This is a genomic window from Streptomyces sp. SM1, assembly GCF_002910825.1.
In the GTDB taxonomy this organism is placed as follows: Bacteria; Actinomycetota; Actinomycetes; order Streptomycetales; family Streptomycetaceae; genus Streptomyces; species Streptomyces okerensis.
In genome coordinates this window covers 1-12,080 of record NZ_NEUB01000944.1, presented here as the reverse complement: position 1 = coordinate 12,080, position 12,080 = coordinate 1, and the positions used below count along the sequence as shown (strand labels likewise).

Annotated in this window: 10 protein-coding genes and 2 pseudogenes; 5 read left to right on the top strand and 7 right to left on the bottom strand. The window is 70.8% G+C overall.

The genetic code is table 11. The features are described 5' to 3' along the window. Positions 1-138: 138 nt before the first annotated feature. Entirely contained in the window at positions 139-630 is a 492-nt protein-coding gene (locus tag B9S61_RS32870) for an inorganic diphosphatase (protein ID WP_103545450.1), read from the top strand. Between the two features lie 134 nt (positions 631-764). Continuing rightward, the gene (locus B9S61_RS32865; protein ID WP_103545448.1) at positions 765-2,459 is read left to right on the top strand and encodes a threonine/serine exporter ThrE family protein; all 1,695 of its coding nucleotides are present in this window, start codon (positions 765-767) and stop codon (positions 2,457-2,459) included. Between the two features lie 39 nt (positions 2,460-2,498). Here B9S61_RS32865 and B9S61_RS32860 read toward each other — a convergent pair whose 3' ends face one another. After that, positions 2,499-3,410 (bottom strand): DedA family protein, encoded by a 912-nt coding sequence (locus tag B9S61_RS32860; RefSeq protein WP_103545447.1) that lies wholly within the window; start codon positions 3,408-3,410, stop codon positions 2,499-2,501. A 189-nt stretch (positions 3,411-3,599) separates the two neighbouring features. Further along, entirely contained in the window at positions 3,600-4,361 is a 762-nt protein-coding gene (locus tag B9S61_RS32855) for a MerR family transcriptional regulator (protein ID WP_103545446.1), read from the bottom strand. A gap of 100 nt (positions 4,362-4,461) precedes the next feature. Between B9S61_RS32855 and B9S61_RS32850 the strand changes: the two genes are divergently transcribed. Further along, a complete protein-coding gene (locus tag B9S61_RS32850; RefSeq protein ID WP_103545445.1) occupies positions 4,462-5,748 on the top strand; it encodes an ion channel protein in 1,287 nt (428 codons plus the stop codon). Positions 5,749-5,805: 57 nt separating this feature from the next. Beyond that, positions 5,806-7,215, top strand: a complete 1,410-nt coding sequence (locus B9S61_RS32845; protein ID WP_103545444.1) for a glutamate decarboxylase — start codon at positions 5,806-5,808, stop codon at positions 7,213-7,215. Positions 7,216-7,256: 41 nt separating this feature from the next. On the opposite strand, the gene B9S61_RS32840 is transcribed toward B9S61_RS32845, so the two are convergent. The 5 genes and pseudogenes from B9S61_RS32840 to B9S61_RS32820 form a co-directional block, all read right to left on the bottom strand. Further along, positions 7,257-7,985 carry an ABC transporter permease gene (locus B9S61_RS32840; protein WP_103545449.1) on the bottom strand — a complete coding sequence of 243 codons (729 nt, stop codon included), beginning with the start codon at positions 7,983-7,985 and terminating at the stop codon, positions 7,257-7,259. A 35-nt stretch (positions 7,986-8,020) separates the two neighbouring features. After that, positions 8,021-8,986, bottom strand: coding sequence for an ATP-binding cassette domain-containing protein (locus B9S61_RS32835; RefSeq protein WP_181007639.1), 966 nt, complete (start codon positions 8,984-8,986; stop codon positions 8,021-8,023). A gap of 74 nt (positions 8,987-9,060) precedes the next feature. Further along, on the bottom strand, positions 9,061-9,702 hold the full coding sequence (locus B9S61_RS32830; protein WP_103545442.1) for a PadR family transcriptional regulator: 642 nt from the start codon (positions 9,700-9,702) through the stop codon (positions 9,061-9,063). A 329-nt stretch (positions 9,703-10,031) separates the two neighbouring features. After that, positions 10,032-10,271: pseudogene (locus tag B9S61_RS42850) on the bottom strand (type II toxin-antitoxin system prevent-host-death family antitoxin); the annotation flags it as partial. A gap of 54 nt (positions 10,272-10,325) precedes the next feature. Further along, a pseudogene (locus tag B9S61_RS32820) lies at positions 10,326-11,531 on the bottom strand (RNA-guided endonuclease InsQ/TnpB family protein); the annotation flags it as partial. 25 nt (positions 11,532-11,556) lie between these two features. On the opposite strand from B9S61_RS32820, the gene tnpA reads away from it, so the two are divergent. Next, positions 11,557-11,973, top strand: a complete 417-nt coding sequence (tnpA, locus tag B9S61_RS32815) for an IS200/IS605 family transposase (protein WP_103542771.1) — start codon at positions 11,557-11,559, stop codon at positions 11,971-11,973. Positions 11,974-12,080: the final 107 nt, after the last annotated feature.

The following is a 12,080-nucleotide window of genomic DNA, read 5'->3' as shown; positions in this document are numbered from 1 at the left end:
GCGATCCGCGCGACATGCGGTCTCGCGGCCCGCCAAGGCCTCAGCTCTGGCACGACCACCAGCCCCTTTCGCGATCACACACCTGCGTGAGGGACACTTAACCACCAGAACTATGTGCTGATCATGGAGGAGCGTCCGGTGGAGTTCGACGTCACGATCGAGATCCCGAAGGGTTCGCGGAACAAGTACGAGGTGGACCACGAGTCGGGTCGGATCCGCCTGGACCGTCGGCTCTTCACCTCGACCGCCTACCCGACCGACTACGGCTTCGTCGAGAACACGCTCGGTGAGGACGGCGACCCGCTGGACGCGCTGGTCATCCTGGACGAGCCGACGTTCCCGGGCTGTCTGATCCGCTGCCGCGCGATCGGCATGTTCCGTATGACGGACGAGGCGGGTGGCGACGACAAGCTGCTGTGCGTCCCGTCGACGGACCCGCGTGTGGAGCACCTGCGCGACATCCACCACGTGTCGGAGTTCGACCGCCTGGAGATCCAGCACTTCTTCGAGGTCTACAAGGACCTGGAGCCGGGCAAGTCGGTCGAGGGCGCCAACTGGGTGGGCCGGGTGGACGCCGAGATCGAGATCGAGCGGTCCTACAAGCGTTTCAAGGAGACGGGCGGCCACTGAGCTCCCCCGCCGCGAGACGCAGAACGGGCCGCACGCGCACGTGCGGCCCGTTCTGCTGTGCGTGCGCATACTGGGGCTTTGCGGGGCAAGCTTAGAAACGATCTTTCGGACGGTGTCGTACAGGGAGCAGGGGCGTGACGGACGCGGAGGACCGCAAGCCGCGGTCGGACGAGGCGAGGACTGCGTTCACGCCTCCTGCCGGTGTCGTGGCGACGGCCGAGACCGAGTCGTCGACGACATCCGAGTTCGCCGTTCCCGACGGGCTGGCCGTCCCGAGGGCCGGTACGGAGTCGGAGACGACCTCCGAGTTCTCGGTGCCGGACGGCCTGGACGTGTCGCCGCAGCAGCCGCCCGAGTCCGAGGGCTCGGCGTTCAACCGGCCCAGCACCTACAGCTCGAAGCAGCTTCCGGCGTTCACCCCGCCGAACGGCGTACCGGTCGTCAGCCTCACCCGGGACGTGCCGTGGCAGGACCGGATGCGCACGATGCTGCGGATGCCGGTGACCGAGCGGCCCGCCCCGGAGGCCGTACACCGGCACGACGATGCGGGGCCCGCCGTGCCGCGCGTGCTCGACCTCACCCTGCGTATCGGCGAGCTGCTGCTGGCGGGCGGTGAGGGTGCCGAGGACGTGGAGGCGGCGATGTTCGCCGTGTGCCGCTCCTACGGCCTGGACCGCTGCGAGCCCAACGTCACCTTCACCCTGCTGGCGATCTCCTACCAGCCGTCGCTGGTCGACGACCCCGTGACCGCGTCCCGTACGGTGCGCCGCCGCAGCCCCGACTACACCCGGCTGGCCGCGGTGTACCAGCTGGTGGACGACCTCAGTGACGACGAGACGCACGTCTCCCTGGAGGAGGCCTACCGGCGGCTGGCGGACATCCGGCGCAACCGGCACCCCTACTCCGGCTGGACGCTGACCGCGGCGAGCGGGCTGCTCGCGGGGTCGGCCTCGGTACTGGTCGGCGGTCATGCCCTGGTGTTCGTGGCCGCCGCGATCGGCGCGATGCTCGGCGACCGGCTGGCCTGGCTGTGCGCGGGCCGCGGGCTGCCGGAGTTCTACCAGTTCACGGTGGCCGCCACGCCGCCGGCCGCGATCGGAGTGGCGCTCACGGCGGCGCACGTGGACGTGAAGGCGTCCGCGGTGATCACCGGTGGGCTGTTCGCGCTGCTGCCCGGGCGGGCGCTGGTGGCGGGCGTGCAGGACGGTCTGACCGGCTTCTACATCACCGCGTCCGCGCGTCTGCTGGAGGTCATGTACTTCTTCGTGGGCATCGTGGCCGGGGTGCTGACCGTGCTGTACTTCGGTGTCCAGGTGGGAGCCGAGCTGAACCCGGACGCGGCGCTCGGCGGCGATCCGCAGCCGCTGCTGCAGATCGCCGCGTCACTGGGACTCTCCCTCGCCTTCGCGGTCCTGCTCCAGCAGGAACGGTCCACCGTGCTGATGGTGACCCTGAACGGCGGCGTCGCCTGGGTCGTGTACGGGGCGATGCACGTCACGGGCGACATCTCACCGGTGGCGTCCACGGCCGCGGCGGCCGGCGTGGTGGGCCTCTTCGGGCAGTTGCTGGCCCGCTACCGCTTCGCGTCCGCGCTGCCGTACACCACGGCGGCGATCGGGCCGCTGCTGCCCGGCTCCGCCACGTACTTCGGTCTGCTGGGCATCGCCCAGAACGAGGTCACGTCGGGACTGGCGTCCCTCACGAAGGCCGTGGCCCTGGCCATGGCCATCGCGATCGGGGTCAACTTCGGGTCGGAGATCTCCCGCATCTTCCTGCGGATCGGCTCCCCGGAGAAGCGCCGGGCGGCGAAGCGGACGCGGGGCTTCTGACCGCCGGGCGCCGTCCTGCGGCCCGCCCCTGGGAACGGGTCAGTAACCGCGGTTGTAGGGCTGCTGCTCGTTCTGGCCGTAGTACTGGTCGTCTCCGTACGGCTGCTGGGGCGCCTGGGGCGCCGGGTGCTGCTGCTGCTGCGGATAACCGCCCTGGTCGCCGAACCGCTGGGGGGCCTGCTGCTGCGGATATCCGCCCCGGTCGCCGTACTGCTGCGGGGCCTGCTGCGCGGCGGCCGGGGGGATGCGGCGCAGCTGGGTCGTGGCGTCGTCCATCACCGGGGTCTGCTGGTACTGAGGGGCCCCGGCGGCCGGTGCCTCGGCGGCGAGCCGCTTCTTCTTCCCGCGCTCGCGCAGGTACTCGATGATGATCGGCACCACGGAGAGGATGACGATCAGTACGATGATCGCCTCGATGTTCGTCTTGATGACGTCGATCTGCCCGAGCCAGTAGCCCGCCACGGTGACACCGCAGCCCCAGGCGACACCGCCGATGATGTTGTACGTGAGGAACGTGCGGTACTTCATGCGGCCGGCGCCGGCCGTGATGGGCGCGAAGGTGCGCACGATCGGCACGAAGCGGGCCAGGACGATCGCCTTGGGGCCGTACTTCTCCATGAACTCGTGGGCCTTCTCCAGGTTCTCCTGTTTGAAGAGCTTGGAGTTGGGACGGCTGAACAGCTTCGGTCCGAGGAACTTGCCGATCATGTAACCGACTTGGTCGCCGATCACGGCAGCCATCACGATCAGGGTGCACACCAGCCACAGCGGCTGACTGATGTAGTTGCCCTCGGCCACGAAGAGCCCCGCCGTGAACAGCAGGGAGTCACCGGGCAGGAACGCGAAGAGTCCGGACTCCGCGAAGACGATCAGCAGGATGCCGGGAAGGCTGAAGGTCTCGATCAGGTAGTCCGGGCTCAGCCACTCAGGGCCGAGCGCAAGCGTGGTCACGGGGATGTGGCTCCTGCAGCTGGGGGAAACGGGCTGGGTTGGCTGCCCAAATTATGAACGCAGCCGTCGGGGCCCAGGTTCCGCGGGGGTACCCAGCATGCACCGTGCCCCGCCCGGGAGAAAGCCGGGAGCCGCCACCGTGCACCATCACCGCTGGTCGTGGCCCGGAAGCGATCCGGGCCACGACGTTCAGGGGGTGTGCCGCAGGGCGTTGGCGAGGATCGCGTCCCGCATGTAGGCGGCGAGACCGGGCTTCGCCTGGTCAATGTTCCGGGTGAAGCGTTCGTCACTGACGTACATCTCACCCAGGCAGGTGTGCATCTCGTGTCCGCAGTCGTAGTGATTGCGGGAGATGCCCTGGCGGTGGGCCTCGGCGGCGTCCATCGCCGCCTCGGAGTCCGCCGGCTCGCCCGCCTCCATCAGCCCGACGAACCGCCGGGTGAGTTCGTCCGCCTCGTGCTGGATCCGCTGCCAGTCCTCCTTGGTGTAGGAGGCCGTGCGCTGCTGCGACTGGCGGTAGGCGTCGGTATCGCCCCAGCGCTCCCGGACCTCTTCCTCGTACTGGTCCGGGTCGAAGTCCCCGAACACCTCGAACTTCTCCTCGGGCGTCAGATCGATCCCCATCTTGCGTGCCTCCATCGCGTGTTCCACGGCCGCCGCCATCTTCCGCAGCTTCTCGATCCGGGCGGACAGCAGTTCGTGCTGGCGGCGCAGGTGCGCGCGCGGGTCCGCGTCCGGGTCGTCGAGCAGGACGGCGACCTCCTCGAGCGGGAAGCCGAGCTCGCGGTAGAACAGGATCTGCTGGAGCCTGTCGAGGTCGGCGTCGTTGTAGCGCCGGTGCCCCGCGTGGCTGCGCTCGCCGGGCTCGAGCAGGCCGATGTCGTCGTAGTGGTGCAGCGTGCGCACCGTGACACCGGCGAAGCCGGCCACCTGTCCCACGGAGTAGCTCACTTCCGCTCCTTTCGGTTCCGCGCTCCAGCCTGGGTCCTCACGCCACGTGAGGTGCAAGCGGGTTCCCGATTTATCCGTCTCGCCCGTTTATCGTGTGCGCGTGGCCCAGGACAGCGCGCGACCCGCACCCCCCGGCGCTCCGGCGGCCGCGGCACGCGTCCTGCTGCCGACCATCCTCCCCGCGCTGCTGGTGGGCGTGGTGACGAGTCTGGTCCTGCTGGGGGTGAGCACGGCGGCGGAGGAGTTGCAGCACGTCCTCTGGCAGGACCTGCCCGACGCCCTCGGCATCGGCCGGTACTCCGTGCTGTGGATGTACGTGATGCTCGTCGCCACCGGCGTCGCGGTCGGGCTCGTGGTGTGGAAGGCCCCCGGGCACGCGGGCCCCGATCCGGCGACCACCGGACTCGACGCGCCGGTGCTTCCGCTCGCGGTGCTGCCCGGGCTGCTGCTGGCGACCGCGTTCGTGCTGGCCGGCGGGCCCAGCCTGGGACCCGAGAACCCGATCATCGCCGTGAACGTCTCCCTGGCCGTCCGGGCGGGTCTCAAGGCGTTCCCGGAGACCCGGGAGCGCGGCTGGGCGGCGCTGGCGGAGGCGGGGACGATCGGTGCGCTGTTCGGGACGCCGGTGGCCGCCGCACTGGTCATCTCGGAGGCGCTGGCCGGGCAGCGGATCAAGGGGCAGCTGTGGGACAGCCTCTTCGCTCCGCTGGCGGCCGCGGGAGCGGGCGCGCTCACCGTCTCCCTGATCTCCGAGCCGAGCTTCGATCTCCATCTGCCGCCGTTCGGACGGCCTGGCTGGGGCGACCTGCTGGCGTCGCTCGTGGTGGCCCCGGCGGCGGCCGCGCTCGGCATGTGCGCCGTGTACGCCTTCCCGTTCGTCCACGGGGCCTTCAGCCGGCTGCGGCACCCGATGCTGATGCTTCCGGCCGGCGGGGCGGTGCTGGGCGCCCTGGCGGCCCTGGGCGGGCATCTGACCCTGTTCAAGGGGCTCGACGAGATCGCGGTGCTGGCGCGTGATCCCGACGGCTGGACGGCGGGCGAGTTCGCCACCATGACCGTGGTGAAGCTGGCCGCGCTGCTCGTCGCCGCGTCCTGCGGCTTCCGGGGCGGGCGGATCTTCCCGGCGGTGTTCGTCGGCACGGCGCTCGGGCTGTGCGCCCACGCGCTGGTGCCCGGGGTGCATCCGGCGGTGGGTGTGTCGGCGGCCGTACTGGGGATCCTGCTGGCCATCACCCGGCAGGGCTGGGTGAGCCTCTTCGTCGCCGCCGTGCTGGTCGCCTCCCCCGGGATGCTCACCCTCCTGTGCCTCGCCTCCCTGCCCGCCTGGCTGCTGGTCACGGGCCGCCCGCACATGCAGCTGCGGGCGGACGGGACGGCGGTCCGGTGACCGGCCCGCTCCGACCCACCGGCCCTTCCGGCCGCCCGACACCGTACGGAGGCTCCCATGCCGCTCCACAACGGCCCGCAGCACGATGCGCGCCCCCTGTCCGTCAACCCCTTCCTGGGGCCGGCCAACCCCGTCGGGGACAGGGCCGAGGCGCCGCCCAAGCACCGGATGCCCGCCTCGCCCATGGCCCCCTCGACGGCGCATCAGCTCGTGCACGACGAGCTGATGCTGGACGGCAACGCGCGGCTGAACCTGGCCACGTTCGTCACCACCTGGATGGAGCCCCAGGCCGGGGTCCTGATGGCGGAGTGCCGGGACAAGAACATGATCGACAAGGACGAGTACCCGCGCACGGCCGAGCTGGAGCGGCGCTGTGTGGCGATGCTCGCCGACCTGTGGAACGCGCCGGACCCCTCCGCCACCGTCGGCTGCTCGACGACCGGGTCGAGCGAGGCGTGCATGCTCGCCGGGATGGCGATGAAGCGACGCTGGACGCTCCGCAACGCCGGCCGGTATCCGTCCCGGGACGCCCGGCCGAACCTCGTCATGGGGGTCAACGTCCAGGTCTGCTGGGACAAGTTCTGCAATTTCTGGGAGGTGGAACCCCGTCAGGTGCCCATGGAGGGCGACCGGTTCCACCTCGACCCGGCCGCCGCCGTCGAACTGTGCGACGAGAACACCATCGGGGTCGTCGGCATCCTGGGCTCCACCTTCGACGGGTCCTACGAGCCGATCGCGGACCTGTGCGCGGCGCTGGACGGGCTCCGGGAGCGCACCGGCCTCGACATCCCGGTGCATGTGGACGGGGCGTCCGGCGCGATGATCGCACCCTTCCTCGACGAGGACCTGGTGTGGGACTTCCGCCTCCCGCGCGTGGCGTCGGTCAACACCTCGGGGCACAAGTACGGGCTGGTGTACCCGGGTGTCGGCTGGGTGCTGTGGCGGGACGCGGACGCGCTGCCGGAGGAGCTGGTCTTCCGGGTGAACTACCTGGGCGGCGACATGCCGACGTTCGCGCTGAACTTCTCCCGGCCGGGCGCACAGGTCGTGGCGCAGTACTACACGTTCCTGCGGCTGGGCCGGGAGGGCTACCGCGCGGTGCAGCAGGCCGCGCGCGACGTCGCGGCCCGGCTCGCGGGACGCGTCGGGGCGCTCGGCGACTTCCGCCTGCTCACCCGCGGCGACCAGCTTCCGGTGTTCGCGTTCACGACCGCGCCCGGGGTGACGGCGTACGACGTGTTCGACGTCTCCCGGCGGCTGCGGGAGAGCGGCTGGCTGGTGCCCGCGTACACCTTCCCGGCGAACCGCCAGGACCTCTCCGTACTCCGCGTGGTGTGCCGCAACGGCTTCTCCGAGGACCTCGCGGACATGTTCGCCGAGGACCTGTCCCGGCTGCTGCCGGACCTGCGCCGGCAGCAGCGCCCCCTCACGGAGGACAGGAACGCGGCCACCGGCTTCCACCACTGACACCGGCCGGGCCCGCCCGGCGGACCGTGCCGGGCGGGTCCTCAGCGGCTCAGCCGCGCGAACCGCCGTACCGCGAGCGGGAAGAAGACCGCGAGCAGCGCCAGGGGCCACAGGACGGCGGCCCACACGTGCCCCGGCTCCCCGCCCGGGCTGCCGAAGAGGTCGCGCACGGCCGTCGCGGTGTGGGACATCGGGTTCCACTGGACGACCGTGCCCAGCCAGCCGGGCATGGACCCGGGTGCGGCGAAGGCGTTGGACAGGAAGCCGACCGGCCAGACCAGGATCTGCACCGCCTGCACCAGCTCCGGCTTCCCGGCCACCAGCGCCAGGTGGATGCCGATCCACAGCATGGCGAACCGGAACAGCAGGAGCAGCCCCACGGCGCCCAGGAAGCCCGCCGCGCCGCCGTGGGCGCGCCAGCCGAGGGCGGCGGCGACGGCGAGCAGCACCGCCAGGCCGATCGCCGACTGGAGCATGTCGGCGGCGGAACGGCCCACCAGGACCGCGCCGTTCGCCATCGGCAGGGAGCGGAAGCGGTCGATGACGCCCTTGTCGAGGTCCTGGGTGACGGCGACCATCGTGCCCTCCAGGCCGAAGGCCATGGTGAGCGCGAGCATGCCGGGGACCAGGAAGTCGAGGTAGTCACCGCTCACCCCGCGGCCGCCACCGACCAGGTAGCCGAACATCAGCAGCAGCATCACCGGGAAGACCAGGCCCACCACCACCGCCACCGGCTGCCGGCCCCAGCGGGCGAGCTCGCGGCGGGTCATGGTCCAGGAGTCGGTCAGGGCGTACGTCGCGCTGGTCACGCGGCCTCCTTCACTCGTTCGCCGGGCCCGGTGAGGTGCAGGAACACCTCGTCGAGCGTGGGCCTGCGCAGGGCGATGTCCTCGGCCTCGACACCGGCCTCCGCCAGCGCGCGGACGACCCCGGCCAGGGCCGCCATGCGGTCGGTGACCGGTGCGCTGAGCAGCCGCCGGCCGGTGTCCACGGTGACCGTGTCCTGCGGTACGGGCAGCAGGGCGGCGGCCGTGCCCAGCTGCCCGGCGTCGCGCAGGACCACGTCGATCCGGTCGCCGCCGACGGCCGCCTTGAGCTCGTCCGCGGTGCCGTCGGCGATGACCCGGCCGGCGTCCACGACCGAGACGCGGTCGGCGAGCTGGTCGGCCTCCTCCAGGTACTGGGTGGTGAGCAGGACCGTCGTACCGCCGCCTACCAGGGAGCGGACCGACTCCCACACCTCCGCGCGGCCGCGCGGGTCGAGGCCCGTGGTCGGTTCGTCCAGGAAGAGCACCTCCGGTTCGGTGATCAGGGAGGCGGCGAGGTCGAGGCGGCGCCGCATGCCGCCGCTGTACTGCTTGACCGCCTGGTGTCCGGTGCGGGAGAGCTCGAAGCGCTCCAGGAGTTCGTCGGCCCGCGCGCGTGCGCGTCGCGCGCCCAGGTGGTGGAGCCGGCCGAACAGTTCCAGGTTCTGCCGGCCGCCGAGTTCCTCGTCGAGCGCCGCGTGCTGGCCGAGCAGGCCGATCCGCAGCCGCACGGCGTACGCCTCGCGCACCACGTCGTGTCCCGCCACCTCCACCCGGCCCGCGTCGGGGCGCAGCAGGGTCGCCAGGATCCTCACCAGGGTGGTCTTGCCCGCGCCGTTCGGCCCGAGCACCGCGTGCACCGTGCCGCGCGCGACGGTGAGGTCGAGCCCGTCCAGTGCGGGCCCGCCGCTGCCGCCCCCGTATGTCTTGTGTGCTGCCTCGACGGTGATCGCCGCGTCGGACACAGAAACTCCCTCGCTAGTCAAAGTTGACTACCAGCCCGGACCCTATACCCGTCTCCCTTATTGGACAAACTTGATTAGCGCGCGTCCCCGGGATGCCGCTCCCCCGTCGCGTACGGGTTCTCCTCGCCCTCGGCGAGAACCGCGACGAACGGCTCCCCCTCGCCGGCGAAGGTGTAGGCACCGCCCCGGATGCGTTCGATGAGGCCGCGGGTCCAGTCGGCTCCGGTGTCGGCCGAGTGGACCCAGAGGTCCATGATCTCCCCGATGTGCCCCGGTTGCCCGGGCCCCTCCTCGGGCGTGTAGTACTCGGTGACGGCCCTGCGCCACTCCCCGATGGCACGCATCCGCCGCTCCAGGAGGGCGAGCGCCTCCTCGCGCTCCAGGTCGACGATGAAGCCGAGCCCGGCCGAGAGCACGTCCGGCTTCTGGTCGTAGGAGGTCAGCGCCTCGCGCAGCAGCCGGAAGAACTCCTCCGTGCCCCGTCCGGTGATCTCGTACTCGGTGCGCGGCGGACCGCCGGCCGTGGACGGGGCGACCTCGTGCGCGTGCAGCAGTCCCTGCTTGGCCATCTGCTTCAGCGCGTGGTAGATCGAGCCGGGCTTGGCGTTGGACCACTCGTGCGCGCCCCAGTACTCCAGGTCGTTGCGCACCTGGTAGCCGTGGGCCCGCCCGTGCTGGCGCACCGCGCCGAGCACCAGGAGACGGATCACTGACATGCGGTCCAGAGTAGGCGGCGCGGGGTCACTCCCAGGAGCTGCCCTGCCCGGAGACCTGCCGGTCGCAGGCCGCACGGCACCTCATGCGCCGGTACGACCGACATGCTCGATAGGGAGCACGCGGGTGTCGTGGTCGACGCGAGAGAGGACCCGCCAAGGGCCATGGTGCAGTCGGCGGTGCCCCGCCCCCCAGGCACGTGCCCCCTCGGGACGCTCGTTCCCGGCAAGCTGGTCGGTGACTCGCAGGAGCGTGTCAACACTCGCCGGATCAGCCTTGAGGTGTCCGGCGGCGGCATTGAGCGCCGCCGGCTCCCACACAACCTGCCAGGTCACTCGCCCCTCCCCGCCGCTTCGAGCAGCGCGCGGCGGGCTTCGTCATGCGGTATGGGCGTCTCGGCACGCCCGAGGGCGCGGTCGCGCTCCAGACGGGCGAGCGCGAGGGCGTCCTCGAGATCCTCCAACTCCGCCGGGGAGACGAGGGCGGCGGCAGGGACGCCACGGTCGGTCAGCGTGATGTGCTCGTGCTGGGCGGCGCGGCGTGCGAGTTCACCGAGCTTGCCCCTCGCCTCCGCGATGGGATACTTGACATCCTCGCCGCCCTGAAGGACGGCGATTCCCGCCTGCCGCGCCGTTGCAGGCTGCGGTGTCGAGTGGGTTCCTGCTTCGCCGCGCGGTGCCGGGACGAGTCCCGGTCTTACCTGCGCTCCACAGGCTGACACGGCCAGTCCGGCCGCCCTGGCGATGTTGACCGCCGCGTTGATGTCCCGGTCCAGGACGGCCCCGCAGGCCCCGCAGGTCCACACACGGACGTGCAAGGGCTTGGGGCCGTCCTTCACGCCGCACTGCGAGCACACCTGAGACGTGGGCTCGAAGCGGCCGATGCGGACGAAGGTGCGCCCGTACCGTGCGGCCTTGTACTCCAGCATGCTCACGAACGCCGACCATCCGGCGTCGTGCACGGACTTGGCCAGGCGCGTGCGGGCGAGCCCCTTCACCGCCAGGTCCTCCACGGCGACCGCTTGGTTCTCGCGGATCAGCTTCGTGGAGAGCTGGTGGTGGAACTCGCGGCGCGCGTCCGCGACACGTGCGTGTGCCCGTGCGACGCGGACCCTGGCCTTGTCCCTGTTCTTGCTGCCCTTCTCCTTGCGGGACAGGTCCCGCTGGGCCTTCTTGAGGCGCTTGGCGGCCCGGCGCAGGAACCGCGGGCTGTCGGCCTTCGTCCCATCCGAGAGGACCGCAAAGTGCCCCAGCCCGAGGTCGATGCCCACCTCGGGCATCGACTGCGGCAGCAGTTCCCCGGGGCCGGTCTCGACGACGAAGCTCGCGAAGTACCGGCCCGCACTGTCCTTGACCACGGTCACCGTGGACGGGGTGGAGGGCAGGGATCGGGACCACTTGACCTTCAGGTCGCCGATCTTCGGCAGACGCAGCTTCCGCCCAGGTGTGATCGACCAGCGGGCGTTCGCCGTGAACCGCACGGACTGCCGGGTGTCCTTGCGGGACTTGTACCGGGGCGCACCCATACGCGGGCGCTTGCCCTTCAGCCCGTCGAAGAAGTTCCGGTACGCGGTGTCCAGGTCGCGCAGCGACTGCTGGAGGACGACCGCCGAGACCTCGCCGAGCCAGGCCCGCTCCGGGGCGTTCTTCGCCTCGGTGATGAGCGCCTTCGACAGGTCCCCGGTCTTGGGGAACGGCAGCCCCTGGCTGCGGGCGGTCTCCCGGGCGCGGAGCGCGTCGTTGTAGACCACCCGCGCACACCCGAACGCCCGTGACAACGCGCTGCACTGACCGGCGCTCGGGTACAGGCGGAAGCTGTACCGAAGCTGCACGCCGATCATGCTACACAGTTGGTTTATGGGTATCGATGAGAACGTTCGTACAGGTCGCCACTGCATCTTCCGCATGCACGTCCACTTGGTTTTCGTGACGAAGTACCGGCACTCCGTCTTCGGCGACCGGCACCTGACGCGGTGCGAGGAAATCATGCGGGCCGTGTGCGAGGACTTCGAGGCCGAGCTGGTCGAGTTCAACGGCGAGAACAACCACGTCCACCTCCTCGTGAACTTCCCGCCGAAGGTCGCCGTGTCCAGGCTGGTGAACTCCCTCAAGGGCGTGTCCTCCCGACGCCTCCGTCAGGAGTTCCCCGACCTCGTCCGCCATTACTGGCGGGCACAACGTCTGTGGTCCGGCTCGTACTTCGCCGGGTCGGCCGGCGGTGCACCGCTCAGCATCGTGAAGCAGTACACCGAGCAGCAGAACCGGCCGCTCTGACCCGGGTTGAGGTGAACAGTGCCAATCCATGCACACGGCTGAGGTCAGAGCAGTTCTCAGATTCGCTTCACCACCGGGCTGAAGCCCGGTGCACTGCGAATAGTCCC